23 protein-coding genes are annotated in these 24,701 nt (G+C 71.9%); 15 read left to right on the forward strand and 8 right to left on the reverse strand.

Annotation, left to right across the window (positions count from 1 at the left end):
- Both ASL10_RS14350 and ASL10_RS14355 read left to right on the forward strand, forming a co-directional pair.
- Positions 1 to 627, forward strand: a complete 627-nt coding sequence (locus ASL10_RS14350; protein WP_056049470.1) for a YitT family protein — start codon at positions 1 to 3, stop codon at positions 625 to 627.
- Positions 628 to 731: 104 nt separating this feature from the next.
- The gene (locus ASL10_RS14355) at positions 732 to 3,008 is read left to right on the forward strand and encodes an APC family permease (RefSeq protein WP_082460630.1); all 2,277 of its coding nucleotides are present in this window, start codon (positions 732 to 734) and stop codon (positions 3,006 to 3,008) included.
- An 18-nt stretch (positions 3,009 to 3,026) separates the two neighbouring features.
- Here ASL10_RS14355 and ASL10_RS14360 read toward each other — a convergent pair whose 3' ends face one another.
- Positions 3,027 to 4,025, reverse strand: a complete 999-nt coding sequence (locus ASL10_RS14360; protein WP_043597449.1) for a LacI family DNA-binding transcriptional regulator — start codon at positions 4,023 to 4,025, stop codon at positions 3,027 to 3,029.
- Positions 4,026 to 4,257: 232 nt separating this feature from the next.
- Between ASL10_RS14360 and ASL10_RS14365 the strand changes: the two genes are divergently transcribed.
- The 4 genes from ASL10_RS14365 (at position 4,258) to ASL10_RS14380 (ending at position 9,752) form a co-directional block, all read left to right on the forward strand.
- Complete coding sequence (locus ASL10_RS14365; RefSeq protein WP_043597415.1) at positions 4,258 to 5,511, forward strand: extracellular solute-binding protein; 1,254 nt, start codon at positions 4,258 to 4,260, stop codon at positions 5,509 to 5,511.
- A 209-nt stretch (positions 5,512 to 5,720) separates the two neighbouring features.
- The gene (locus tag ASL10_RS14370) at positions 5,721 to 6,809 is read left to right on the forward strand and encodes a carbohydrate ABC transporter permease (protein WP_056049474.1); all 1,089 of its coding nucleotides are present in this window, start codon (positions 5,721 to 5,723) and stop codon (positions 6,807 to 6,809) included.
- Positions 6,806 to 7,732, forward strand: coding sequence for a carbohydrate ABC transporter permease (locus tag ASL10_RS14375; protein ID WP_056049477.1), 927 nt, complete (start codon positions 6,806 to 6,808; stop codon positions 7,730 to 7,732). The genes ASL10_RS14370 and ASL10_RS14375 overlap by 4 nt, the downstream gene beginning before the upstream one ends.
- Positions 7,733 to 7,796: 64 nt before the next feature.
- Positions 7,797 to 9,752 carry a glycogen debranching N-terminal domain-containing protein gene (locus tag ASL10_RS14380; RefSeq protein ID WP_056049480.1) on the forward strand — a complete coding sequence of 652 codons (1,956 nt, stop codon included), beginning with the start codon at positions 7,797 to 7,799 and terminating at the stop codon, positions 9,750 to 9,752.
- A 76-nt stretch (positions 9,753 to 9,828) separates the two neighbouring features.
- On the opposite strand, the gene ASL10_RS14385 is transcribed toward ASL10_RS14380, so the two are convergent.
- Positions 9,829 to 10,989 (reverse strand): NAD(P)-binding domain-containing protein, encoded by a 1,161-nt coding sequence (locus ASL10_RS14385; RefSeq protein WP_056049569.1) that lies wholly within the window; start codon positions 10,987 to 10,989, stop codon positions 9,829 to 9,831.
- A 140-nt stretch (positions 10,990 to 11,129) separates the two neighbouring features.
- Here ASL10_RS14385 and ASL10_RS15710 point away from each other — a divergent pair, with 140 nt between their 5' ends.
- Both ASL10_RS15710 and ASL10_RS14390 read left to right on the forward strand, forming a co-directional pair.
- Entirely contained in the window at positions 11,130 to 11,327 is a 198-nt protein-coding gene (locus tag ASL10_RS15710; protein WP_056227242.1) for a DUF3073 domain-containing protein, read from the forward strand.
- Between the two features lie 13 nt (positions 11,328 to 11,340).
- Positions 11,341 to 11,727: a VOC family protein gene (locus ASL10_RS14390; protein WP_056049483.1), complete on the forward strand. Its 387-nt coding sequence runs from the start codon at positions 11,341 to 11,343 to the stop codon at positions 11,725 to 11,727.
- A gap of 121 nt (positions 11,728 to 11,848) precedes the next feature.
- Here the strand turns inward: ASL10_RS14390 and ASL10_RS14395 are convergent, their stop codons facing one another.
- Together ASL10_RS14395 and purM are read right to left on the reverse strand one after the other, a co-directional pair.
- The gene (locus tag ASL10_RS14395) at positions 11,849 to 12,070 is read right to left on the reverse strand and encodes a hypothetical protein (protein WP_056049486.1); all 222 of its coding nucleotides are present in this window, start codon (positions 12,068 to 12,070) and stop codon (positions 11,849 to 11,851) included.
- A 110-nt stretch (positions 12,071 to 12,180) separates the two neighbouring features.
- On the reverse strand, positions 12,181 to 13,305 hold the full coding sequence (gene purM / locus ASL10_RS14400; protein WP_056049489.1) for a phosphoribosylformylglycinamidine cyclo-ligase: 1,125 nt from the start codon (positions 13,303 to 13,305) through the stop codon (positions 12,181 to 12,183).
- Positions 13,306 to 13,376: 71 nt separating this feature from the next.
- On the opposite strand from purM, the gene purF reads away from it, so the two are divergent.
- The 3 genes from purF (at position 13,377) to ASL10_RS14415 (ending at position 17,283) form a co-directional block, all read left to right on the forward strand.
- A complete protein-coding gene (purF, locus tag ASL10_RS14405; RefSeq protein ID WP_056049492.1) occupies positions 13,377 to 14,837 on the forward strand; it encodes an amidophosphoribosyltransferase in 1,461 nt (486 codons plus the stop codon).
- An 89-nt stretch (positions 14,838 to 14,926) separates the two neighbouring features.
- Positions 14,927 to 15,727 (forward strand): ABC transporter ATP-binding protein, encoded by an 801-nt coding sequence (locus tag ASL10_RS14410; protein WP_233568550.1) that lies wholly within the window; start codon positions 14,927 to 14,929, stop codon positions 15,725 to 15,727.
- Positions 15,709 to 17,283 (forward strand): hypothetical protein, encoded by a 1,575-nt coding sequence (locus tag ASL10_RS14415; RefSeq protein ID WP_056049500.1) that lies wholly within the window; start codon positions 15,709 to 15,711, stop codon positions 17,281 to 17,283. Before ASL10_RS14410 ends, ASL10_RS14415 begins: the two co-directional genes overlap by 19 nt.
- 148 nt (positions 17,284 to 17,431) lie before the next feature.
- On the opposite strand, the gene ASL10_RS14420 is transcribed toward ASL10_RS14415, so the two are convergent.
- Positions 17,432 to 17,845 (reverse strand): hypothetical protein, encoded by a 414-nt coding sequence (locus ASL10_RS14420; protein ID WP_157485552.1) that lies wholly within the window; start codon positions 17,843 to 17,845, stop codon positions 17,432 to 17,434.
- Between the two features lie 106 nt (positions 17,846 to 17,951).
- Entirely contained in the window at positions 17,952 to 18,332 is a 381-nt protein-coding gene (locus tag ASL10_RS14425; RefSeq protein WP_056049505.1) for a sterol carrier family protein, read from the reverse strand.
- A gap of 154 nt (positions 18,333 to 18,486) precedes the next feature.
- On the opposite strand from ASL10_RS14425, the gene purD reads away from it, so the two are divergent.
- The 4 genes from purD (at position 18,487) to ASL10_RS14445 (ending at position 22,447) form a co-directional block, all read left to right on the forward strand.
- Positions 18,487 to 19,755: a phosphoribosylamine--glycine ligase gene (gene purD, locus ASL10_RS14430; protein WP_056049509.1), complete on the forward strand. Its 1,269-nt coding sequence runs from the start codon at positions 18,487 to 18,489 to the stop codon at positions 19,753 to 19,755.
- Entirely contained in the window at positions 19,752 to 20,699 is a 948-nt protein-coding gene (locus ASL10_RS14435; RefSeq protein WP_056049511.1) for a phosphoribosylaminoimidazolesuccinocarboxamide synthase, read from the forward strand. Before purD ends, ASL10_RS14435 begins: the two co-directional genes overlap by 4 nt.
- Positions 20,700 to 20,913: 214 nt before the next feature.
- The gene (locus tag ASL10_RS14440) at positions 20,914 to 21,828 is read left to right on the forward strand and encodes a VOC family protein (RefSeq protein WP_056049514.1); all 915 of its coding nucleotides are present in this window, start codon (positions 20,914 to 20,916) and stop codon (positions 21,826 to 21,828) included.
- A gap of 49 nt (positions 21,829 to 21,877) precedes the next feature.
- Positions 21,878 to 22,447 (forward strand): GNAT family N-acetyltransferase, encoded by a 570-nt coding sequence (locus ASL10_RS14445; protein ID WP_056049576.1) that lies wholly within the window; start codon positions 21,878 to 21,880, stop codon positions 22,445 to 22,447.
- Positions 22,448 to 22,547: 100 nt separating this feature from the next.
- Here the strand turns inward: ASL10_RS14445 and ASL10_RS14450 are convergent, their stop codons facing one another.
- Both ASL10_RS14450 and ASL10_RS14455 read right to left on the reverse strand, forming a co-directional pair.
- Positions 22,548 to 24,050, reverse strand: a complete 1,503-nt coding sequence (locus tag ASL10_RS14450) for a catalase (protein WP_056049517.1) — start codon at positions 24,048 to 24,050, stop codon at positions 22,548 to 22,550.
- A gap of 53 nt (positions 24,051 to 24,103) precedes the next feature.
- Positions 24,104 to 24,607, reverse strand: a complete 504-nt coding sequence (locus ASL10_RS14455) for a Fur family transcriptional regulator (protein ID WP_056049519.1) — start codon at positions 24,605 to 24,607, stop codon at positions 24,104 to 24,106.
- Positions 24,608 to 24,701 lie beyond the last annotated feature (94 nt).

Below are 24,701 nucleotides of genomic sequence, written 5' to 3' on the forward strand. Positions count from 1 at the left end.
ATGCTCCTCTCGCGTCGCCTGCTGCAGTTGTTCGTCGGCCTCACCGCCTACGGCTTCGCCATCGCCCTCATGGTCCGCGCGGGCATCGGCGTCGCCCCGTGGGACGTGCTGTCACAGGGGCTCGTCCGCCACACCGGGCTGACGTTCGGCACCGTCACGTTCGTCACGAGCCTCGTCGTGCTCCTGCTCTGGATCCCCCTGCGCCAGCGACCCCGCTTCGGCACGATCGCCAACACCCTGATGATCGGTCCGGTCGCCGACCTCGGCCTGCGCGTCCTGCCACAGCAGACCGAGTGGTGGGCACAAGGCCTGACCTTCGCGGGCGGCCTGCTGTTGCTCGCCGTCGCGAGCGGCCTCTACATCGGAGCCGACTTCGGGCCGGGCCCTCGCGACGGGCTCATGCTCGGCCTCCACGCCCGGTTGGGCTGGCGGGTGGGCGTCGCGCGCACCGTCATCGAACTCACGGTCCTCGCCGCGGGGTGGCTGCTCGGCGGGCAGGTCGGCATCGGCACGGCGGCCGAGGCCCTGCTCATCGGCCCGCTCGTGGCGATCACGTTGCCGCTCTTCGCCCGGCGCCGGGTGGCGACCTCCGTGGTCGCCCCGGCCCGCGCCTCCTCGCCTGCCTGAGCCGCGGCCGGTACGAACCAGTTCGGACCGACCCGCGCTGACCGGGAATAAATCGTCCACGAGCGAAGTTGACAGGCCCTCGCACGGGAGTAGAGTCGCCGCTCGTGACCAACGACACCCGGTCGCCGAAGCGTTGGCTGATCGGTGAACCCCTCCCCTCGGAGAAGCTCGAGGGGCAGCTGCTCCCGAAGCACCTCGCACTGCCGATCTTCGCCAGCGACCCGCTCAGCTCGGTGGCCTACGCGCCGCAAGAACTGCTGATGATCCTGCTGATCGGCGGCCTCGGGTTCCTGACCCTCGCGCCGTGGGTGGCCGTCGCGGTCGTCGTCCTGCTGCTGGTCGTGGTGGCGTCGTACCGTCAGCTGATCAAGGCGTACCCGTCGGGCGGCGGCGACTACGAGGTCGCCCACAAGAACCTCGGCGAGAAGGCCGGGCTCGTGGTCGCCTCGGCGCTGCTCGTCGACTACGTCATGACGGTGGCCGTCTCGGTCGCCTCGGGCGTGGACAACATCATCTCGGCCGTGCCCGAACTGGCGCCGGTGCGCGTCGAGCTCGCGATCTTCTTCGTCGTCCTGCTGGCGGCCGTCAACCTCCGGGGCGTGCGCGAGTCGAGCAAGGCCTTCGCGATCCCCACCTACCTCTTCGTGTCGAGCGTCTTCGTCATGATCGTCATCGCCCTGGTGCGCACCGCCCTCGGCGACCCGCCCGTCGCCGAGAGCGCCGAGTACACGGTGCAGGCCGACCAGCTGACGCAGGCCGCCTTCATCCTGCTGTTGCTCCGGGCCTTCTCGAGCGGCTGCTCGGCCCTGACCGGCGTCGAGGCGATCGCCAACGGCGTGCCCGCGTTCCGGCGGCCCAAGGTGCAGAACGCCCAGAAGACCCTCGTGCTGATGGGCAGCATCGCCATCGTCCTGTTCGCCGGCCTCGTCGCCGTCGCCTTGATCGCCAAGGTGCACTACGCCGAGGACGCCTGCGACCTCCAGGGGTTCGTCGACTGCGCCACCACGCCGCAGCGCAGCCTCGTCGCGCAGATCGCGAGCGCGGTCTTCGGCGGGTCGCTGTTCGGCATCCCCTTCTACGTGATCCAGGCCTGCACCGCGGCGGTGCTGTTGCTGGCGGCGAACACGGCCTTCAACGGGTTCCCCTTGCTCGGGTCGATCCTGGCCCGCGACCAGTACGCCCCCAAGGCGCTCAACACGCGCGGCGACCGACTGATCTACTCGAACGGCGTGATCGTGCTGGCGCTGGTGGCCTGCGCCATCCTGCTCGTCTACCAGGCCAGCGTCACCGGGCTGATCCAGCTGTACATCATCGGCGTCTTCGTCTCGTTCACGCTCGGCCAGACCGGCATGGTCGTCCACTGGACCCGCATGCTGCGCGAGGGATGCGCCGACCGTGGAGCGGTGTACCGCGCCCGCGGCATCAACGCCTTCGGCGCCCTGCTCACGGCGTCGGTGTTGATCGTCGTGACGGTGACCAAGTTCACGCACGGCGCCTGGCTGGTGTTCGTCATCATGCCGATCCTCTTCGTGCTGATGCTCGGCGTGAACCGCTACTACCGGGACGTGCTCGTCGAGATCGAGCCCGACGCCACGACGCAGTTCGGCTCGCACGGCGACCACGCGATCGTGCTGGTCGGCACCATGCAGAAGCCCGTGCTGAAGGCCCTCGACTACGCCATCGCCGCACGCCACGAGTCGCTCGAGGCGATCCACGTGGGCATCGACGACGAAGCAACGGCGCTCCTGCAGCGTCAGTGGGCCGAGCAGGACATCGAGGTGCCCCTGCGCATCGTCGCCTCGCCGTACCGCGACATCAGCATGCCGCTGATCAAGTACATCAAGGCCCACCGTGAAGAGCACGGCAGCGAGGTCGTCACGGTCTACACGCCCATCTACATCGTCGGCCACTGGTGGGAGGCCGCGCTGCACAACCACAAGAGCCGCCGCATCCGCCAGAAGCTCATGCTCGTGCACGGCGTGACGATCTCGCTCGTGCCGTGGCTGCTCGACTCGTCCGAGGTGCTCTACGGGCGTCGATCGCGGCCGATCCCCGGCCAGGACCGCCGTGGGGAGCCGATCCGCCCCCGCCCCGTGCCGCGCCGCGTGCTCGAGCCGGCCGGTCGCCGGTCGGGCGCCGCCGGCGGGGCCCTGGGCGCCGACGCGGGCCCGGACGGCCGCGCCGGGGCGGCGGTCGAAGGAGGCGCGGTGCAGCGGGGCCTCGACGTCCAGCCCGCGCAGAACGGCACGAAACCCGGCCCGAAGCAGACCCCGCGCGCACCGGGCTCGGCGGCCGGCAACCGCGGAGGCGGCGCCGCCGCACGCAAGGCCCGCTCGGCCGCCCGCAACTCGACCGGCACCTCGCCCCGCAAGAAGAAGTAGCGCCGGCGCCCGGGAGCGTCAGCGCCAGACGGTGCGGGGCCGCAGCAGCCGGTGCCGCGGCTCGCTGTCGTCGAGCAGCAGCGAGAGCACGGCTCCTGCGACGTCGACGAGCGGTTGCTCGACGCTCGACAGGCCGAGCGCCGAGGCGACCGGGGTGTCGTCGTAGCCCACGACCGGCACCGATGACCCCAGCACGACCGATGCCCCGAGCGCGAGGGTGTCGCTCGCGCACACCACGGCGTCCACCGCGACTCCCGCGTCGAGCACCGACCGGACCGCAGCCGAGGCGAGCGGCACCGAGTCCTCGACGGCCAGGTCGAGCGCGTCGATCGAGGCCGGATCGAGCGTGCCCCGTGACGCGAGCGCCTCGCGCCACCCGCGCCTCCGGTCGTCCCCGGCGCCCGAGCCGGCGGGCCAGCCGAGGAAGGCCACGTGCGTCGCACCCCGGTCGAGCAGGTCGTCGGTCGTCGAGGCGAGGCCGGCGCGTCCGTCGACGTCGACCCAGCGGTGTTGCGGGTCGCCCATGTCGTCGATCCCCCAGGGCCGACCGAAGGTGACGAAGTCGGCGCCGGCGTCGATCAGCCATTCGGTGCGCGGGTCGTCGAAGAACGTCGAGGTGAGCACGAACCCGTCGACGTCGGCGCCGTCGAGCAGGCGGCGGAACTGGGCGATCTCGTCGTCGGGCCCGGCCGCCGTGTACAGCAGGATGCGGTGGTCGCGAGCGTCGGCCTGCTCGGTGACCGCGTGCAGGAACCGGTCGAGCACCGCGCCCGAGATGCCGTTCTGCACGGGGTCGAGCCGGATGCCGATGGTCGAGCTCTTGCGGGTGCGCAATCGTCGCGCCGACGCGTGCGGCCGGTAGCCGAGGTCCGCGATCGCCCGCTCGACCCGGCCCCGCGTGTCGGGTCGGACGATGTCGGGCGCGTTCAGCACGTTCGAGACGGTCTGCCGCGACACCCCCGCGACCGAGGCGACGTCGCTGACGGTCGGGAGGCGCGGTGTCGGAACCCGAGTCATCGTGCCCTCCACCCCGGCGCCGGTCGGCGGCCTCGGGTCACGTTACCCCAGCGCCCGGGTGCCTCTCGGCTCCCCGGTCTTGACACCCACGGGGCGGCCTGCCTACTCTGACGACACGGATTTGATCGATCAAATCTCACGTCCGCCCCCGCTCCATCCCGAGGCGCCACCCCGGCACCACACCCCGACCACAGCACCCGCACCATCGCAACGACGCGACGAGAGGCCCACCATGCGACGACGCACGACCCGCCTGGCGGCAGCAGCCGCCCTCACCACCATCTCGGCCCTGGCCCTCACGGCCTGCGGCTCCGGCTTCAGCGAGGGGTCGGGCGCCGCGAGCGACGGCGCCCTCACCAGCAGCGACGACTCGCTGACCGTGCTGATCGGCTCGAGCGGAGACGCCGAGACGAAGGCCGTCACCGACGCCGTCGCGAGCTGGTCCGACGACTCGGGCACCGGCGCCGAGGTCAGCGTGGCCTCCGACCTGCCGCAGCAGCTCAGCCAGGGCTTCGCCTCGGGCGAGCCGGCCGACGTGTTCTACGTCTCGACCGACACGCTCGCGGGCTTCGCCGGCAACGGCAGCCTGCTGGCCTACGGCGACCAGCTCGCCAACGAGGGCGACTTCTTCCCGACCCTCGTCGACAGTTTCACGCTCGACGACCGGTTCTACTGCGCGCCCAAGGACTTCTCGACCCTCGGCCTGATCATCAACACCGACATGTGGGCCGCGGCCGGCCTGTCCGACGCCGACGTCCCGACCGACTGGGACTCGCTGAAGGCGGTCGCCGCGAAGCTCACGACGGCCGACCACGTGGGCCTGGCCTTCAGCCCCGAGTACGCCCGGGTGGGCGCGTTCATGGCGCAGGCCGGCGGCGCGGTGACCACCGCCGACGGCACCGAGGCGACGCTCGACTCGTCCGAGAACGTCGAGGCGCTGACCTACGTGAAGGACCTGCTGACCAGCGGCGACGCCGCGTTCTCGAGCGACCTCGGCGCGGGCTGGGGCGGCGAGGCCTTCGGCACGGGCAAGGCGGCGATGACCATCGAGGGCAACTGGATCACCGGCGCACTCACCAACGACTACCCCGACGTGTCGTACCAGGTGGCCGAGCTGCCCGCCGGCCCCGGCGGCCAGGGCACGTTGCAGTTCACCAACTGCTGGGGCATCGCCGCCGACAGCCCCAACCAGCAGGCCGCCGTCGACCTCGTCGAGCAGCTGACGAGCACCGACCAGCAGCTCGCCTTCGCCGACGCGTTCGGCGTCATGCCCTCGATCCAGTCGGCCGCCGACACCTGGAAGTCCGACAACCCCGACCAGGCCGCGTTCCTCGACTCGGTCGAGTTCGCCCAGGGCACGCCCACGCAGGACGGGTCCGCCGCCGTGATCAGCGACTTCAACTCGCAGCTCTCCGGCCTGAAGGACGGCGACCCGAAGACGATCCTCGAGTCCGCGCAGAAGAACTTCGAGGCGATCCTCCAGTAACCCTCGGGGCACCGCGCCTCCCCCGGCGCGGTGCCTCGCACTCCCCACCCGACGGGGGCGGCCGGGGCCGCGACGCGTCCTCCCCAGGGCGGTCGCGCCTCCGTCCCTCCCCGGTCCCGTTCACTCCTCCCCCGCGGCCGCGCCTCGTCGGCGATCATCCGAGGAGGCGCGACCCACCGACCCGAGACAGCGCACGAAAGGCAGTCCCCATGACCGCGATCTCGACCAAGGTCCCCCGACGGCGCAGCGCCGTCTCGCGCGGCGAGGGCCTCTCGGGCTGGCTGTTCGTCTCGCCCGTGCTGATCGTCCTGGGCCTCTTCCTGGCCGTGCCCGTCCTGATGGCCCTCTGGGTCAGCGTCTCGGACTGGACCGGCCGGGGCTCCCCCTTCGCGGCCGGCGTCGGCTTCGTCGGGGCGCAGAACTACCGAGACCTGCTCGGCGGCGGCGGCCTGGCCGAGCGCGACTTCGGCCTGAGCCTGCGCAACAACGCCTGGTACGTGATCCTCGTCGTGCCCATCCAGACCGCCGTGGCTCTGCTGCTCGCCGTGTTGGTGAACCGCCAGGTGCTGCGCGGCCGCGGGTTCTTCCGCACCGCGTTCTACTTCCCGTCGGTGACCAGCTCGGTCGCCATCACCGTCCTGTGGCTGTTCCTGTTCTCGCAGAGCGGCGCGGTGAACAAGCTGCTCTCGTTCGTCGGCATCACCGGGCCCGCGTGGTTCAACGACGCCAGCGGCGTGCTGCACAACCTGCTCGCCGTCGTCGGCGTCACGCAGCCCCCGGCCCTGCTGGCCGACCACACCGCCCTCGGCGTCAGCTGGTGGGACTGGCTGGCCGGGCCGTCGGTCGCGATGTCCGCGTTCATCCTGATGGCCGTCTTCACCACCAGTGGCACGTTCATGCTGCTCTTCCTGGCGGCCCTGCAGAACCTCGGTGGCGACGTCCAAGAGGCCGCGATGATGGACGGCGCGAGCGGCTGGCAGCGCTTCTGGCGCATCACGTTGCCGCAACTGCGACCGACGCTCTTCACGGTCCTCACCCTCGGCCTCATCGGCACCTGGCAGGTCTTCGACCAGATCTACACCGGCACCCAGGGCGGCCCGCAGAAGACCACGCTGACGCCCGCCTACCTCTCGTACACCTCGGCGTTCGGCGAACAGGAGTGGGGTCGCGGCGCGGCCATCGCCTTCGTGCTGTTCGTCATCATCGTCGCCTTGACGATCCTGCAGCGCATCGTGCTGCGCGAACGGGCCGTGTCGAAGAGACGCACCCGGCTCTACACGACAGGAGTCGAGCGATGACCACGACCGCACCGATCGCCGACCGGACGAACCCCTCCTCGCCGGTCGCGCCTCCCCCGGCCCCACCTCACCCGGCCGGGCGCGAGCCCCGCAGCACGCGACGCATCGCCGGCACCTCGGTGCTCTACGCCGTGCTGATCGTCATCGCGGCGATCTACATCCTGCCGTTCCTGATCAACGTGGCGACGTCGTTCAAGACCGACCCCGAGGCGGCCTCCGACCCGTTGGCGTTGATCCCGATCACGCCGACGGTCGCCGCCTACCGCCAGCTGTTCCTCAACAGCGACTTCCCGACCTGGTTCCAGAACTCCGCGATCGTGACGATCGTGGTGACGCTCGGGCGGGTCTTCTTCAACTCGCTGGCCGGCTACGCCCTGGCGCGGCTGCAGTTCCGGGGGCGCAACGTCGTCTTCGTGCTGCTGATCGGCGTGATGGCGGTGCCGACGGTCGTGCTGCTCATCCCGAAGTTCCTGGTGATCAACCAGCTCGGCATGTACGACTCGTACTCGGGCATGATCGTGCCGCTGCTGACCGACGCCGCCGGGGTCTTCATCATGAAGAACTTCTTCGAGTCGATCCCGCGCAGCGTCGAAGAGCAGGCGCGCATCGACGGTGCCGGCACCTTCCGGGTCTTCTGGTCGATCGTCCTGCCCATGGCTCGCCCGGCCCTCGTGACGATCATCATCCTGTCGTTCCAGGGGTCGTGGAACGAGCTCTCGCACTTCATCGTGTCGACCCAGTCGCCCGAGCTGACCACCCTCACCAAGGGCGTCGCGAGCCTCGCCTCGGGGCAGCTGAGCCAGGGGTCGCAGTACCCGATCAAGCTCGCGGCCGCCGCGGTCATGACGATCCCGGTCGCCATCGTCTTCTTCGTCTTCCAGCGCCGCATCATGAACGCCAGCGCCGGGGCCGTCAAAGAGTGATGCACGCCGCGACGCCCACCCCGTCGCACCCCACGCCCGCCACCCGGAGCCCCAGGAGCCCCCGATGACCCAGACCTCCCCCCTCGATTCCGACCACGCCGACCGGTCGACCCCGACACCCGGCCTCCAGCCGTTCCTCGCCGCCGAGACCGTCGTGCTGAGGGCTCCCGTCCAGGCGTGGTCGGCCGCCGACGGGTCGATGGGCGCGGCGACGATCCACGGCGTCTACCTCGGCGACGTGCGTCTCGTCGCCGGGCACGGCGTCACCGTCGACGGTCTCGTCCCCGAGCACGTGGCCACGGTGCCCCTCGGAGCCTCGTCGGTCCGCTTCGAGTCGCTGCTGCGCGGCCTCGACGACGCCGGAGCCGACCCCGACGTCCGCCTGAGCTCGCTCCGTGACGTCACGACCACGGGCGTCCACGAGCGCCACACGGTCACCTCCCGGCTCGACCGCGAGCTCACGGTCACCCTGGCCGCGACCCTCCGACCCGACGCGTCCCCCATGGACCACGTGAAGGCCGGGATCGTGGGCGCGCCCGTGCGCGACGCGACGCTCAGGTCCGACGGCACCCGCGCCTCCTGGCGGGCAGAAGGAGTCCGGGTCGACCTCGAGACCCGAGGAGGCGCGGTGCGGGACACCCCGGCCGGCCTCGTCGTCGAGTGGGTCGCCGTCGTCCCCGCCCGGAGTTCCGTGACGGTCGGTCTCGACCTGGTCGCGACCGCCCCCGACGCCGTCGTCCGGGGCGTGCGGACGCCGCCGCACTGGGCCGACCTCGACCCGGCGCCGCGTGACGACCGGCTCGCCCGCTGGGTCGACCGTGCCCGCGACGACCTGGCGGCGCTCCGGCTGACCACGACGACGGCACCCGACGACGTGTTCTACGCCGCAGGTGCGCCCTGGTTCTTCACGCTCTTCGGCCGCGACTCGCTCTGGGCCGCCCGCTTCACCCTGCCCCTCGACCTCACGGTCGCGGGGGGCACCCTGCGGGTGCTGGCGGGACTCCAGGGCACTCGACACGTGCCGGGAACGGCCGAGCAGCCGGGCAAGATCATGCACGAACTCCGTCAACGGACGTTGACGATCCCCGGTGAGGACGTCAGCCTGCCCCCGCTCTACTACGGCACCGTCGACGCGACCGCGCTCTGGATCTGTCTGCTGCACGACGCCTGGCGCTGGGGCCTGCCGCGGGCCGAGGTCGAGGCGCTGCTGCCGCACCTCGACGCAGCCCTCGCCTGGATGCGCGACTCGGGCGACAGCGACGGCGACCTGCTGCTCGAGTACGTCGACGAGACCGGCCACGGCTTGGCGAACCAGGGCTGGAAGGACTCCGGGGACAGCGTCCAGTGGCGCGACGGAACCCTCGCCGAGGGGCCGATCGCGCTCTGCGAGGTGCAGGCCTACGCGTACGAGGCGGCCGTGCACGGGGCCGACCTGCTCGACGCCTTCGGTCGGGCGGGCGGCGACGCGTGGCGCGACTGGGCGGGGCGCCTGCGCGACCGGTTCCGCGCCTCCTTCTGGGTCGACGACGACGCGGGCGCCTACCCGGCGATCGCCCTCGACGCGGCCAAGCGGCCGGTCGACACGGTCACGAGCAACCTCGGGCACCTGCTCGGCACGGGTCTGCTCGACCCGGACGAGGAGGCGCTGGTCGCGTCCCGCCTCGTCTCGCCCGAGCTGTCCAGCGGTTTCGGCCTCCGCACGATGTCGACCGACAGCGCCGGCTACTGGCCCCTGAGCTACCACGGGGGCAGCGTCTGGACCCACGACACGGCCATCGCGGTGCAGGGCCTCGCCCGGGCCGGGTTCGCCGACGAGGCCGCGGTGCTCGCCGAGGGCCTGCTCGCGGCGGCGCCGACCTTCGACTACCGGATGCCCGAGCTCCACTCGGGCGACCCGGCCCGCGAGATGCCGTCGCCCGTGCCGTACCCCGCCTCGTGCCGCCCCCAGGCCTGGTCCGCCGCAGCCGCCGTCGCCGTCTGGTCCGCCACGCACGCCGTGCGCCCGCCCCGCCACCCATGACCGCTCGCCCCGCCGCCGATGGTGCGCGCACCCTCCCGCCGAACGCGGGCGAGCCCGCGCACGGGCATCGCCTGCGTCACCCCTGCCGTCGGCGCTCGGCGTCGCTCTCCGACAACCGCGCGACCACCTGACGGGCGATCGCCCGGCCGGCCCGGTTCGCCCCGATCGTCGAGGCCTGCGGCCCGTAGCCCGCGAAGAACAGCCGCGGGTCGAGGGTGGAGGCGCCGCCCTCGACGCTCACGCCCCCGTCGGCCGAGCGCAGTCCGAGCGGCGCCAAGTGCCGCAGCTCGGGACGGAACCCGGTCGCCCAGACGATCGCGTCCGCGTGGGCGGAGGTGCCGTCGGCCCACCGCACCCCGTCGGGTTCGACGGTCGCGAACATCGGCCGCTCGACCAGCACGCCGCGCTCGATGCCCGACACGAAGCGCCGGGTGCGGGGCACGCCCGTCCCGCTGACGATGCTCGGCAGCGCTTGCCCCGCCCGTGCCGCGCGGTCCTGCGCGGCGACCGCCGCGACGGCCGACTCGACGTCGAGCTCGCCCTGGTCGAGCCAGTCGACCGGCCGGCGGGTCACCCACGTCGTCGAGGCCGCGACGCCGTCGAGCTCCAACACGAAACCGATCGCGCTCGTGCCGCCGCCGACGACGACGACGTCGAGCCCCTCGAGCTCGGAGGCCGCCCGGTAGTCCGAGGTGTGCAGCTGACGCCCGCGGAAGGTGTCGCGCCCGGGGTACCACGGCACGAACGGGGCGCCCCAGGTGCCGGTCGCGTTCACGACGACCTCGGCCCGCAGAGAGCCGGACTCCGGCCCGGTCCCCGCAGCCGGAGCGACCCCCGAGGAGGCGCGCCCCGCCCACCGCACCGAGAACCCGTCCCCCAGCCCGGTCACCCCGGTCACCTCGACCGGGCGCCGCACGTCGAGCCCGAGCGCGTCCTCGTACCGCGCGTACCGGTCGGCGACGACGTCACGCGCCGGGGCCGACCGGTCGGCGTCGGCGAACCCCAGCCCCAGCTCGGCCATGCCTGGCAGGTCGTGCACCCGGTGCGCGGCACCCAGCCGCAGGCTCTCCCAGCGGTGCTGCCACGCGCCTCCGGTTCCGGGGCCCCGGTCGAGGACGACGAGATCGCGCCCCACCTCGAGTCCGAGCCGGCGCAGGTACCACGAGACCGACAACCCGGCCTGGCCCGCACCGATCACGAGGACCCTCGTCCGCTCGCCTTCGCCCCCTGCAGTCATCCGGACCATCATGCCCGTCCGAGGCGGCAGCCGGGGCTAGGGGTACATGATAAGATCGGTCCAGTTTTTCACCAGCATCCTGTCGGCAGTTCCCGGGTCGTCCGACACCGTTTCCGGGCCGAGTTCAGAGGGGGTCACGCATGGGGCGCGGCCGTCAAAAAGCCAAGCACACCAAGGTCGCCAGAGAGCTGAAGTACTTCAGCCCTGACACCAACTACGGTGCACTCGAAAAAGAGTTGGCGACGAAGAACGACTCCGGCGACGAATACGTCGACAAATGGGCCGACGACTTCGACGACGAATACGACACCGAGCACGACCAGAACAAGAGCGCCTGAGGCCGGCCGGCTGATGACCTCTCCGTCCTCGTCCCTCGCCTGGGAGCAGGTCGTCGTCGATGCGAGCGACCCGTCCGGGCTCGCCCGTTGGTGGGCCGACGCCCTCGGGTGGGTGTTCGTCTCGGTCGACGACGACGAGCCCGAGATCCGTCCGACGGCCGACACGCTGCCGGGGCTCCTCTTCGTGAGCGTCCCCGAGGCCAAGACGGTCAAGAACCGTCTGCACCTCGACTTCCGTCCGACGCCGGTCGACGGCCAGAGCCGCGAGGCGACGCAGGCCGACGAGGTCGCGCGGCTCGAATCGCTCGGGGCCGTCCGCGCACAGGTCGGCCAAGACGACACGGACGTGTCGTGGGTCGTCCTCGCCGACCCCGAGGGCAACGAGTTCTGCATCCTCTGAGTCCGCACCACGCACGCCACACGACGACGGCCCCTCGATCTCGAGGGGCCGTCGTCGTGTGTCACCAGCTCACCGGGTGACGGGCCGAACCGGCGACGCGGCCGCCGTCAGGAGGCGCGGCTCAGCCGCCGACGAGCGTCGCGACCGCGGGCAACAGCCCCACGACCAACAGCAGGATCATGCCGCCGGCCGTGAGGGCCGCGACCTTGCGCCCGCCGGTGACGGGTGACGCGGACGAACGCAGCGGCGCGGGCTGGGCGGGGACGCGGCTGACCCGGGCGCTGCGCGGAGCGGCGACCGCCGCGCGCGAGACGGTGGAGAGGGGGATGCGGGTGGTGCTCATGGGTCGACTCCTTCGTCGTCCGGTCTGACGTCGTCGTCAGGACGCCCGGCAGGGGCGTGGGTTCATCGTACGTCCGCCGCCGGACGAACGCCACGCGACGTCGCCGGTGATCAGCCCGCGTAGGACCCGACGAGCCGCACCGCGCCTCCGTCGACTCCCTTGGCGCCCTGTTCGAAGCCGGACAGGTCACGCGCCCGCGTCGAGACGGTGCCGACGGGCCACGTCGCGATGCCGTCGGCCTCGAGGGCCGCGGTGACCGAGCCGGCCTGTCCGGCGGCCACGACGGCGATCATGCCGATGCCGAGGTTCCAGGTGCCCTCGCTCGACTCGAGGGTCGAGCCGGCCAGGTCGCTCAGCACCCGGAAGACGGGCAGCGGCGACCAGGTCGAACGGTCGACCTCGGTCCACGACCCGAGGGGGAGCACGCGGGCGAGGTTGGCCGCGATGCCGCCCCCGGTGACGTGGCTGAGCGAGTGGATCGCGCCGTCGAGCGAAGGGTCGTCGAGCACGCGCAGCAGGGGCGAGGTGTACAGGCGCGTCGGTTCGAGCAGTGCCTCGCCGACGGTGCCCGAGAACTCGGGCAGGGTGTCGTCGTAGCCGAGGTCGCGTGAGGCCAGGATGTGGCGCACGAGCGAGAAGCCGTTCGAGTGGACGCCCGACGAGGCGAGGGCGAGCACGACGTCGCCGTCGCCGACGAGGTGCGGGCCGAGCTGGCGCCCCGACTCGACCGCACCCACCGCGGCGCCGGCCACGTCGTAGTCGTCGGGCCCGAGCAGGCCGGGGTGCTCCGCCGTCTCGCCGCCGACGAGGGCGGTCCCCGTCGCGCTGCAGGCGCGGGCGATGCCCTCGACGATCGAGGCGATGCGGGTCGGCACCACGCGGCCGCAGGCGATGTAGTCGGTCATGATCAGCGGCCGGGCGCCGACGACGACGATGTCGTCGACGACCATGCCCACGAGGTCCTGCCCGATCGTGTCGTGCTTGTCGAGCGCCTGGGCGATGGCGACCTTCGTGCCGACGCCGTCGGTCGACGTCGCGAGCAACGGCTTGTCGAAGTCCTTGAGGAACGACACGTCGAACAGCCCGGCGAACCCGCCCACGCCACCGACGACACCGGGGCCGTGCGTGGCGCCGACGGCCGCCTTCATCAGCTCGACCGCCCGGTCGCCGGCGGCCGTGTCGACCCCCGCTGCGGCGTAGGAGGCGCTGGTCGAGTGGGCAGAGGAGGTCGCCATTCGTTCATCCGTTCGGTGTCGCTCTAGACTGTCGCGGTAACCCCAACTCTACGGTCTGGAGCCAGATCCGCATGTGCGGCATCGTCGGTCTCGTCGCGCACGAGCCAGCAAATCAACTCGTCTACGACTCGCTCCTCCTGTTGCAGCACCGGGGGCAGGACAGCACCGGCATCGCGACCGCCGAGGGCGGCATCTTCCACGTGCACAAGACCAAGGGTCAGGTGCGCGAGGGCTTCCGCACCCGCGACATGCGCGCCCTGCTCGGCAACATGGGCCTCGGTCACGTGCGGTACGCCACCAAGGGCGCGGCCAGCAACGAGCAAGAGGCGCAGCCGTTCTACGTGAACGCGCCCTACGGCATCGTGCTGATCCACAACGGCAACCTGACGAACACGCGCGAGCTCACCAGCGAGCTCTTCCACGTCGACCGCCGCCACCTCAACACGAACAGCGACACCGAACTCCTGGTCAACGTGCTGGCGCACGAGCTGCAAGAGCAGGTCAACGGCAGCGAGCTCGACCCCGAGCAGATCTTCGCCGCGGTCTCCCGCGTGCACGACCGGGTGCAGGGCTCCTACGCGGCGATCGCGATGATCGCGGGCCACGGTCTGCTGGCCTTCCGCGACCCCTTCGGCATCCGCCCGCTGGTCCTGGGCCGCCGTCTCGCCGCCGACGGCGTCCGCGAAGAGTGGATCACCGCCTCCGAGTCGCTCGTCCTCGAGTCCGGCGGCTACGAGATCGTCCGCGACGTCGCCCCCGGCGAGGCCGTCTTCATCTCGCTCGACGGCCAGATGGTGTCGAAGCAGTGCCACGCCAGCCCGCGCCTCATCCCCTGCTCGTTCGAGTACGTCTACCTGGCCCGCCCCGACTCGATCATGAACGGCATCTCGGTCTACGACGCCCGCCTGCGCCTCGGCAACCGGTTGGCCGACACGATCGCCGCGCACTCGCCGATCGGCGACATCGACGTGGTCATGCCGATCCCCGACTCGTCACGCCCCGCGGCCATGCAGGTCGCCCAGAAGCTCGGCATCGAGTACCGCGAGGGCTTCTACAAGAACCGTTACGTGGGCCGCACCTTCATCATGCCGGGGCAGGCCGAGCGCAAGCGGTCGGTGCGCCAGAAGCTCAACGCGATGTCGAGCGAGTTCAAGGGCAAGAACATCCTGATCGTCGACGACTCGATCGTCCGCGGGACGACCTCGCGCGAGATCGTCGAGATGGCCCGCGCCGCCGGAGCGAACAAGGTGACGTTCACCTCGGCCGCTCCCCCGGTCCGGTTCCCCCACGTCTACGGCATCAACATGCCGTCGCGGCACGAGCTGGTCGCCCACGACCGCAAGATCCCCGAGATCGCCCGCGAACTGGGTGCCGACCACCTCATCTACCAAGAGGTCGCCGACATGCAGGCGGCCATCACCGAGGGCAGCGACGTCACCGAGCTCGAGATGAGCTGCTTCACGGGCGAGTACGTCACCGGCACCGTCAGCCCCGAGTACCTCGCCTGGGTCGAGGCCAACCAGCTCAGCTGAGTCGCGCCGCCGTCGCCACCCGCACCTCGCCCCTGCTTCCACCCGCCGGGGGAGGTGCGGTGTCGGCAGGCGTCCCTAGGCTGGGGGCCATGAGCGACGTCGGCATGCCCCGCCCCGAACCGACCGCGACGCCCCCGGCGTCCGCCCTGCAGATCACCGGTCTGCGCAAGGCGTTCGGCGACAAGGTCGCCGTCGACGGAATCGACCTGACCGTGCCGACGGGCTCGTTCTTCGGCCTCGTCGGCCCGAACGGCGCCGGCAAGACGACCACGCTCTCGATGGCGACCGGTCTGCTGCGTCCCGACTCGGGCAGCATCGCCGTGCTGGGCGTCGACGTCTGGTCCGACCCGACGCACGCCAAGTCGCTCGTGGGCGTGCTGAGCGACGGCATCTCGCTGTTCGACCGCCTCACCGGCGAGCAGCTCGTCACGTACCACGGCCTGCTCAACGGCATGAGCCGCGAGACGACGGCCCAGCGGGTCGGCGACCTGCTCGACCTGCTCGACCTGCGCTCCGCCGGCGGCACGCTCGTCGTCGACTACTCCGCGGGCATGACCAAGAAGGTGGCGCTCGCCTGCGCGCTCGTCCATGCCCCGCGCCTCCTCGTCCTCGACGAGCCGTTCGAGTCGGTCGACCCGATCTCGGCCGCGAACATCCGCGACATCCTGCACGGTTACACGCAGAACGGCGGCACGGTCATCGTGTCGAGCCACTCGATGGACCTCGTCCAGCGCATGTGCGACCACGTCGCCGTCATCGCGGCCGGGCGCGTGCTCGCGGCCGGCACGACCGACGACGTGCGCGCCGGCTCCACCCTCGAGGACCGCTTCGTCGAACTCGTCGGCGGCCGTCAGCACAACGAGGGGCCGTCGTGGTTGCGCACCTCCTGAGCCTGCGCTGGCGGGTGCTGCTGAACGGCTTCAAGCGCAGCACCTGGCAGATCGTCGCGGCCGTCATCGGCGGGCTCTACGGCCTCGGCGTGCTCGCCGCCGTCGTGGTCGGCCTGGTCGCACTCTCGTTCGCGCCCGAACGCTGGGCCTGGACGGCCGGCGTGCTCGGCGGTTCCCTCGCCGTCGTCGGCTGGATCGTCGTGCCCTTCGTCGCCCGGGGCTACGACCAGACCCTCAGCGTCTCGAAGCTGCGCCCGTTCCCCCTGCCCGCCGACAGGCTCCTCGTCGCCCTGTTCGTCACCGGGCTGCTGGGCATCCCGGGCATCGTCACGCTCGTCGCCGCCCTCGCGACGACCTTCAGTTGGCTGCACCACCCTCTCTCGGCCGTCCTCGCGCCGTTCTGCGGGGTGCTCGGCGTCTTCGTCTGCGTCGCGGCGTCCCGCGCGGTCGAGACCGCCACCAGCGCGCTGGGTGCCAAACGTCGCTACCGCGAGCTGATGAGCGTCGCGATCTTCGTGCCCCTCATCCTGGCCGGGCCGCTGATCGGCCTGGTCGGCCAGGGGCTCAGTTCCGTCGGCGACGACCTGCCCCGTGTCGCCCACGCCCTGTCGTGGAGCCCGCTCGGCGCCGCCTGGTCGATCCCCGGCGACGTCGCCCTCGGCCGACCGGGCGAGGCAGCCCTCAAGGCCCTCATCGCCCTGGTCACCCTGGGGGTGCTCCTCCTGCTCTGGCGACGCGGACTGGCGACGGCGCTCGTGGCTCCCCCCGCCGTCACGGCCACCGCGGCGTCCAAGGGCCTCGGGCCCTTCGCCCGCTTCCCCGCGACGCCGACCGGTGCGGTCGCCGCCCGGACGGCCGTCTACTGGTTGCGCGACCCGCGGTACGGCGGGTCGCTGATCGTCGTCCCGCTGATGCCGGTCCTGGCGATCTTCCTGTCGTTCTCCCTCGAGACGACCTGGCCGCTGTACGCCATCGGCCCGGCCGTGGCCGCGCTCCTCGCCATCACGCTGGCCGCCGACGTCTCGTACGACGGCACGGCCTTCGCCGCACACCTGTCGACCGGCTTGGCGGGTGCGGCCGACCGCGCAGGTCGCGTCCTCACGCTCTCGCTGTTCGCGGTGCCCTCCGTCGTGCTCGCCACGCTCGTCCCTCTGGCGGTGGTGGGCCGATTCGACGTGGCCCCGGCCCTGCTCGGCATCGGCCTGGGGCTGCTGCTCACCGGGTTCGGCGTGTCGAGCGTGGCCTCGGCGCTGTACCTGATGCCCGTCCCGGCGGCGGGCGAGAGCCCCTTCAAGTCACCGCCCGGGGCCAACGTCACCTCGACCCTCGGGCTCTACGCCTCGTGGGCGATCGTCTTCGTGCTGTCGCTGCCCGAGCTCGTGCTCGGAGTCGTGGCGCTGGTCCAGGGGTCGGTGCTCCTCGGGCTGGTGACGCTCGTCGTCGGCGTCGTCCTCGGTCTCGTCCTGGCGATCGTCGGCATCCGGCGCGGCGGACGCCTTCTCGACGCCCGCGGCCCCGAACTGCTCACCAGGTTGCGGCGGGCTCGCGGGGCCTGACCCGGGCCGTCAGCCGCGCACGCGGCAGGTAGGCGAGGCCTGGCGCGGCTCGGTGAGGCCTGGCTCGGCTCGGTGAGGCCTGGCGCGGCTCGGTGAGGCCTGGCTCGGATCGGCTCGGCGAGGCCTGCCTCGGCTCGGCTCGGCGAGGTCAGTCGCGGCCGTGTTCGCCGTCGGTGACCTGGCGGGGCGCCGTGTCGACCTCGTCGTCGATCGGCATCTCGAGCCGTTCGCGTTCGACCTGGACCCGCTTCGCCCCACGGCTGGTCACCTGCTCGGCGACGATGGCCACGACGCAACCGACGGCCCCGCCGATGGTGAGCCCCCAGAGCGAGATGTACCCGTAGGTCTGCGCGACGCCCTCGCCCGAGTCGAACGGGAAGAGCGAGGTGACGATCAGCGACACGACCACGCCGAGCGCCGCACCCATGATCAAGAACACGGGCACCTTGGGTGCCCGACGCACGGTGACCTCGTCGCGTTCGACGATCGACTCGGCTGCGCGATCGGCGGAGGGCTCGACGACGGGCTCGGGTCGCTGCTGGTCGTCGGGTGCGTTCGTCACCCGCCCATCATCCCAGAGGAGGCCGACCACCGCCGCCGCCCCTCTCGACGTCGAGCAGGGCCCTGGAAGAGCGACCACGGCGGAGGCACCGCCGAGGAGGCGCGGGTCAGCCCCGCTGCCAGGCGATCGGCACGTAGCCGGTCAGGTCCGCCCTGCTGCCGGAGGCCGACACGAGGGCCCCGGCCCGCGCCTCCTGCCAGCTGAGATCGCCGGTGGCGAGTCGCACGAAGGTGGCGGCGTCGGTCTCGACGACGTTCGGCGGCGTGCCTCGCGTATGACTGAGTCCTTCGCGGAACTGCACCGCGCCGAACGGTGGGACGCGCACCTCGACCGTCGCGCCGGGTTCGCCGTCGGCGAGCACCTGCAGCAACCAACGGACGGCCATGGCGGTCACCGGCCGTGGCGCGGTCTCGCCGGCGGCGAGCGCCGCCCGCACCTCGCCCACCGCGGCCGATCCCGCCGCGTCCTCGATCCGTGCCCTGGCCATGCGCCCACGCTACCCGCGCCTCCTCGTCTCGCCCCGCTCCGGCCCATCCGCCCCGGCCCGGCCCGGCCCGCCCGCGCCGGCCCGGCCCGTCCGCCCCGGCCCGGCCCGGGCGACGGACTCGGCATCGCAGCACGCCCTCGGTAGGCTGTGGCGCGTGCGAATCCTCGTCCTCGGTTCCGGTGCTCGCGAGCACGCCATCATCACCGCCCTGCTGCGCGAAGACGCGGGCCACGAGATCACCGCGGCCCCCGGCAACGCGGGCATCGCCGACCAGGTCGGCATCGTGCACCTCGACCCGTCGAACGGCGCCGTCGTCACCGAGTACGCCCTCGAGAACGACGTCGAGCTGGTCGTCGTCGGTCCCGAGGCACCGCTCGTCGCCGGTGTCGCCGACGCCCTCCGCACCCGGGGCATCCCCGTCTTCGGGCCGGGCAAGAAGGCCGCGGCGCTCGAGGGCAGCAAGACCTTCGCGAAACGCATCATGGACGAAGCCGGCGTACCGACCGGGCGGGCCACGCGCGTGGGCACCCTCGACGAGGCCCTCGGCGTGCTCGACGACTTCGGCTCCCCGTACGTCGTCAAGGCCGACGGGCTGGCGGCCGGCAAGGGCGTCCTCGTCACCGACGACCGCGACGCGGCGGTCGAGCACACCACCTACTGGCTGCAGCACGGGCCCGTCCTCGTCGAGGAGTTCCTCGAGGGTCCCGAGGTCTCCCTGTTCTTCCTCAGCGACGGCCACACGGTCGTGCCGCTCAGCCCCGCGCAGGACTACAAGCGCCTGCTCGACGGCGACGCCGGTCCCAACACGGGCGGCATGGGTGCCTACTCGCCACTGCCCTGGCTCGCCGACCGCTTCGGCAGCGAGAAGGACTTCGTCGACGAGGTCCTCGACGCCATCGCCACCCCGACGGTGCGGCAGCTCGAGTCCGAGGGCACGCCGTTCATCGGCCTCCTCTACGCCGGGCTCATCCTGACCGAGCGGGGCGTGCGCGTCATCGAGTTCAACGCCCGGTTCGGCGACCCCGAGACGCAGGTCGTCCTGCCCCGTCTGGTCACGCCGCTCAGCGGGCTGCTGCTCGCCGCGGCGACCGGATCGCTGGGCAACCACGAGTCGCCGCGGTTCTCGTCCGACGTCGCGGTGACCGTGGTCCTCGCGAGCGAGGGCTATCCCGAAGGCGCCGTGAGCGGTCGCCCGCTGCGGGGTCTCGACGACGCGACCGCCGTCGCCGGGGTCCACGTCGCGCACGCCGCGACGGCGCGCCTCGACGACCAGCTCATCGCCACCGGAGGGCGCGTGCTCAGCGTCGTCGCCGAGGGGGCCGACTTCACCGAGGCCCGGGGTCGCGTCTACGACGCCCTCTCCCGCATCGACCTCGAGGGCGGCCAGTACCGCCACGACATCGCCGAGCGGGTCGCCCGATGACCGCCCCCGACGGCACGACGCCCTCCGCCTCCGGCCTCGACGCCGCCCCTCGCCACCTCGACGGGTGGACGCCGGTGTACTCGGGCAAGGTGCGCGACCTCTACGTCCCGGCGCCGGTCGCCGGCTCGGTCGGCGACGCCGCCACCCTCGCCGACACCGAGTACGTGCTCGTCGTCGCGAGCGATCGGGTCAGCGCCTTCGACCACGTGCTCGAGCCCGGCATCCCGGGCAAGGGAGCACTGCTCACGCAGCTCAGCCTCTGGTGGTTCGCCCAGCTCACCACCGTGCCCAACCACCTGGTCGACCCGACCACCGCCTCCGTCTCGTTGCCCGCGCAGGTCCGGGACCGCGCCATGCTCGTGAAGCCGCTCGACATGTTCCCCGTCGAGTGCGTCGTCCGCGGGTACCTGGTCGGCAGCGGCTGGGCCGAGTACCGCGAGCACGGCACCGTCTGCGGCATCCCGCTGCCCGAGGGGCTGTCGAACGGCGACCGGTTGCCCGAACCGATCTACACCCCGGCGTACAAGGCTCCGCTCGGCGAGCACGACGAGAACATCTCGTTCGAGCGCACCGTCGAACTCGTGGGGGCCGAGACCGCGGCGGCCCTGCGCGACCGGTCGCTCGAGATCTACCGCCTGGCGTCGGACGTGGCCGAGGCCCGGGGGGTCGTCCTCGCCGACACGAAGTTCGAGTTCGGCGCCGACCGGGCCACGGGCGAGATCACCCTGGGCGACGAGGTCCTCACGAGCGACAGCAGTCGCTTCTGGGACGCCGAGGTCGACGCCTCGGGCGACCGCACCCAGAGCTTCGACAAGCAGATCGTCCGCGACTGGCTCTCCGCGCACTGGGACGGCACGGGCGAAGCCCCCGCCTTGCCCGACGACATCGTCGCGCGCACCTCCGCCCGCTACCGCGAACTGATCGAGCGTCTGACCGCCCGCTGACCCGGGCCACATGCCCCGGGGCCCACGCACCGGGGCGCATCCCGGGGCCCGACCCGGGCCCCACACCGCGTTTCGTGCACTGCACCGCATCGAGATCCGGTGACGTGCACGGAACGCGGTGCGCCGTCGGTCGGGAATGCCCGGCCCGAGCGGCCGGTTCCTGTCGATGACACGTCACCGACCCGGTGACCACCCGACCAGACCTGGGGCCCCCATGACCGACACCTCCGCGACCGACGCGACGCGCGCCTCCTCGTCCGACCTGCTCGCCGCCGACACCGGCATGGGAGCCGTCACCCTGCGGGTCGCCGACCTCGACGCGATGACCGCGTACTACCGCGACGCGGTCACCCTCACGGTGCTGACCGCCGAGCCGGCCGCGTGCCGCGTGGTGCTCGGTCGAGGGGCGACCCCGATCGTCATCCTCGAGCACGCTCCCGAGCTGAAACACGCCGGGCCGCGTGACGCCGGCCTCTTCCACACGGCGATCCTGTTCGAGACCGAGGCCGACCTCGCCGCCGCCGTCTACAGCGTCGCGACCCGTCACCCCGGCACGTTCACCGGCAGTGCGGACCACCTCGTCAGCAAGGCGTTCTACTTCACCGATCCCGAGGGCAACGGCATCGAGCTCTACTGGGACCGCAGCCGCAGCGAGTGGTCCTGGACCCACGGCCAGGTCGACATGGCCACCCTCGCCCTCGACCCGAACGCGTTCGTGCAGCAGAACGTCACCGAGGAGGCGCTGGCCGGCTCGGCATCCCGTCCCGCCACGGTCGGCCACGTCCACCTGAGCGTGGGCGACGTCGAGTCGGCCCACCGGTTCTACGTCGAGCAGCTCGGCTTCGAGACGACGACGCGCTTCGGGCCGCAGGCACTGTTCGTCAGCGCGGGCGGCTACCACCACCACATGGCGATGAACACCTGGAACAGCGCCGGCGCCGGGCGCCGTCAGCTGGCGCTGGGCCTCGGCCTGGTGCGCATCGAGGTGCCGACGGCCGACGACCTGGGCGCCCTCGGCGAGCGCCTCGGCCACCACGGCGTCGCCACCCGCGACGACGGGCGTGTGCTCGGGTTCGACGATCCCTGGTCGAACCAGCTCCAGGTGACCGTCCGACCGCAGTCGGCTTAGCCCTCGGTCGCAGGCTCCCTCGGCGACGCCGATGGCTACGGTGGTGAGCATGCCTGCAGCCGAATCCCCCACGTTCTCCACGACCCCTGAGGGCGACCTCACGCTCGACGACCACGAGGCGATCGCGGCGATGCTCGCCCGGGCGTTCCCGAGCTACGACCACTGGTACGCCGGGGCTCGCAGCTGGGCGGGGATGCAACCCGAGCTGCGGGTCGTCGCGCGTCAGGGCGACGTCGTGGTGGCGCACGCCGGCCTGCGTCGCCAGTTCGTCACCGTCGGCGACACGGACCTGCTCGTCACGGCGGTCGGCATGGTCGCCGTCTCGCCGACCGTCCAGGGCACCGGCCTCGGCGGCGAACTGCTCCGTCAGGTCGACGCGGCACTGACGTCGCTCGGCAGCGGCTTCGGCGTGCTCGAGACCGGGGACGACGTCCAGGGCTTCTACCGGCGCGGCGGGTGGCTGCCGCTCGACGGTCTCACGGCGCACTACACGGCGTTCAGCGCCGACGGCGCCGGCGTCCTCGTCACCCAGGACCACGGCTGGCTGCTCCGCGAGGGCACGCGCACCCTCGCCGACTGGCCCCAGGGCGAGCTGAACTGGAACGGCCAGATGGTCTGACCGGCACGGCACCCGAGGCCGCACGTGCCCCGGAACGCCGAGGAGGCGCGGTGACCGACGAACGGTCACCGCGCCTCCTGCGGTCTGTCGCGGCTCGCGGCTACGCCGGGACGCCGACCTCGGCCGGGTCCTCGTTCGAACCGGGAGCCTCGGGCTCGACGCCCTTGCGGACGCGCAGGCCCAGGGTGGGGTCGACGTTGGTCCAGTACTCGTAGACCCGCTCGCGCAGGGCGGGCTGGGTGACCTTCGAGACGTGGCCCACGATGTTCTGCACCAGGCGGTCGCGCTCCTCGTCGTCGAGCACCTCACGGACGAGCGTGCCGGCCTGGCCGAAGTCGTCGTCCTCGGGGTGCAACGTCACGGACGAGCGGACGAGCTCGCCGTCGCTCTCCCAGCCACCGGTGTCACCAGCGGCCTGCGGGTCCGCGGCGGGACCGCCGACCGAGTTCGGTGCGTAGACCGGCGCCGTCGCCTCGCTGAAGTGGTACCGCGCGGCACCGTCCTTCGAGTACGAGTGCACCTCGGTCTTGGGCGTGTTCACCGGCAGCTGCTGGTGGTTGACGCCGATGCGGTAGCGGTGGGCGTCCGCGTAGCTGAAGATGCGGGCGAGCAGCATCTTGTCGGGGCTGGTCGCGATGCCGGGGACGAAGTTCGACGGGGCGAACGCGGCCTGCTCGATCTGCGCGAAGTAGTTCTCGGGGTTGCGGTTCAGCGTCATGGTGCCGACCTCGATGAGCGGGTAGTCCGCGTGCGGCCACACCTTCGTCAGGTCGAACGGGTTGAAGCGGTACGTGGCCGCCTCGTCGTAGGGCATGACCTGCACCGACAGCGTCCAGGTGGGGAAGTCGCCGCGGTCGATGGCCTCGGAGAGGTCGCGGATGTGGAAGTCGGCGTCCTCTCCCGCGATGCGGTCGGCGTCGTCCTGCGTGAGGATCTTGTTGCCCTGGTTCGTCTTGAAGTGGTACTTGACCCAGAAGCGCTCGCCCTCGGCGTTGATCCACTGGTAGGTGTGCGAACCGAAGCCGTCCATGTTGCGCCACGAGGCGGGGAGGCCGCGGTCGCCCATCAGCCAGGTGACCTGGTGCGCCGACTCGGGCGAGAGCGTCCAGAAGTCCCACTGCATGTCGTGGTCGCGCAGGTGCGAGCCGGGCAGGCGCTTCTGCGAGTGGATGAAGTCGGGGAACTTGATGCCGTCGCGGATGAAGAAGACGGGCGTGTTGTTGCCCACGAGGTCGTAGTTGCCCTCGCTCGTGTAGAACTTCAGCGCGAAGCCACGGGGGTCGCGCCACGTGTCGGGGCTGCCCTGTTCGCCGGCGACGGTCGAGAAGCGGGCGAGCATCTCGGTCTCGACACCGGGCTGGAAGAGCGCGGCGCGCGTGTAGCGCGAGACGTCGGCCGTCGTGACGAACGTCCCGAAGGCGCCGCCGCCCTTGGCGTGGACGATGCGCTCGGGCACCTTCTCGCGGTTGAAGTTGGCGAGCTTCTCGACCAGCTTGTGGTCGTGCAAGACGATCGGGCCGTCGGCGCCGACCGACTGCGAGAACTCGTCGCTGGCGGCGGGGGCGCCGTTGTCGGTGGTGGTGATCTTCTTGGCGTCGGTCATGTGTCCTCTTTCGTTCGTGGTTCGTCGTCGTGTGAGATCAGGGGGCGGGCCGGTCAGGCCGCCGGGACGGCCGCGTCCACGCGGTCGGACGAGGAGGCGCGGGTCGGCTCGTCGCCCTCCGCGCCCTCGGACTCGGCCGCCCGACAGGCCGGGCACAGGCCCCAGAAGGTCACCTCGGCGGTCTGCACGAGGTAGCCCGAGTCGTGCGAGGGGGTGAGGCAGGGGGCGTGGCCGACGACGCAGTCCACGTCGGCGACCGAGCCGCACACCCCGCAGACCACGTGGTGGTGGTTGTCGCCCGTCCTCAGCTCGTAGAGCGCTGCCGAGCCCGCTGGTTCGATGCGACGCACCAGCCCCGCGCCGGTCAGCGCGTTGAGGACGCCGTAGACCGCCTGCACCGACGTGCCGGGCAGGTCGAGGGCGACCCGGGCGAAGACCTGCTCGGCGGCCGCGTGGGGCGACGGCTCGAGGGCGCGCAACACGGCGAGCCGGGGCTCGGTCACGCGCAACCCGGCGGAGCGCAGTGCTTCGCGGGGGTCGTCGGTCGGATGGGTCATGCATCAAGTGAACCACTCTTTTGATCAGATCAAAACAATCCGGGCCACCTCGGAGGACGTTCCCTGGTTCGGACGCGCCGCACCTGTGGACAAC

It is taken from the genome of Frigoribacterium sp. Leaf8 (assembly GCF_001421165.1).
In the GTDB taxonomy this organism is placed as follows: Bacteria; Actinomycetota; Actinomycetes; order Actinomycetales; family Microbacteriaceae; genus Frigoribacterium.

Bases quoted from the DNA above. Each gene is read 5' to 3' on its own strand.
- ASL10_RS14350 (WP_056049470.1), top strand. From the start codon at position 1: ATGCTCCTCTCGCGTCGCCTGCTGCAGTTGTTCGTCGGCCTCACCGCC.
- ASL10_RS14360 (WP_043597449.1), bottom strand. From the start codon at position 4,025: ATGACTCGGGTTCCGACACCGCGCCTCCCGACCGTCAGCGACGTCGCC.
- ASL10_RS14365 (WP_043597415.1), top strand. From the start codon at position 4,258: ATGCGACGACGCACGACCCGCCTGGCGGCAGCAGCCGCCCTCACCACC.
- ASL10_RS14370 (WP_056049474.1), top strand. From the start codon at position 5,721: ATGACCGCGATCTCGACCAAGGTCCCCCGACGGCGCAGCGCCGTCTCG.
- ASL10_RS14375 (WP_056049477.1), top strand. From the start codon at position 6,806: ATGACCACGACCGCACCGATCGCCGACCGGACGAACCCCTCCTCGCCG.
- ASL10_RS14380 (WP_056049480.1), top strand. From the start codon at position 7,797: ATGACCCAGACCTCCCCCCTCGATTCCGACCACGCCGACCGGTCGACC.
- ASL10_RS14385 (WP_056049569.1), bottom strand. From the start codon at position 10,989: ATGACTGCAGGGGGCGAAGGCGAGCGGACGAGGGTCCTCGTGATCGGT.
- ASL10_RS15710 (WP_056227242.1), top strand. From the start codon at position 11,130: ATGGGGCGCGGCCGTCAAAAAGCCAAGCACACCAAGGTCGCCAGAGAG.
- ASL10_RS14390 (WP_056049483.1), top strand. From the start codon at position 11,341: ATGACCTCTCCGTCCTCGTCCCTCGCCTGGGAGCAGGTCGTCGTCGAT.
- ASL10_RS14395 (WP_056049486.1), bottom strand. From the start codon at position 12,070: ATGAGCACCACCCGCATCCCCCTCTCCACCGTCTCGCGCGCGGCGGTC.
- purM (WP_056049489.1), bottom strand. From the start codon at position 13,305: ATGGCGACCTCCTCTGCCCACTCGACCAGCGCCTCCTACGCCGCAGCG.
- purF (WP_056049492.1), top strand. From the start codon at position 13,377: ATGTGCGGCATCGTCGGTCTCGTCGCGCACGAGCCAGCAAATCAACTC.
- ASL10_RS14410 (WP_233568550.1), top strand. From the start codon at position 14,927: ATGAGCGACGTCGGCATGCCCCGCCCCGAACCGACCGCGACGCCCCCG.
- ASL10_RS14425 (WP_056049505.1), bottom strand. From the start codon at position 18,332: ATGGCCAGGGCACGGATCGAGGACGCGGCGGGATCGGCCGCGGTGGGC.
- ASL10_RS14435 (WP_056049511.1), top strand. From the start codon at position 19,752: ATGACCGCCCCCGACGGCACGACGCCCTCCGCCTCCGGCCTCGACGCC.
- ASL10_RS14440 (WP_056049514.1), top strand. From the start codon at position 20,914: ATGACCGACACCTCCGCGACCGACGCGACGCGCGCCTCCTCGTCCGAC.
- ASL10_RS14445 (WP_056049576.1), top strand. From the start codon at position 21,878: ATGCCTGCAGCCGAATCCCCCACGTTCTCCACGACCCCTGAGGGCGAC.
- ASL10_RS14450 (WP_056049517.1), bottom strand. From the start codon at position 24,050: ATGACCGACGCCAAGAAGATCACCACCACCGACAACGGCGCCCCCGCC.
- ASL10_RS14455 (WP_056049519.1), bottom strand. From the start codon at position 24,607: ATGACCCATCCGACCGACGACCCCCGCGAAGCACTGCGCTCCGCCGGG.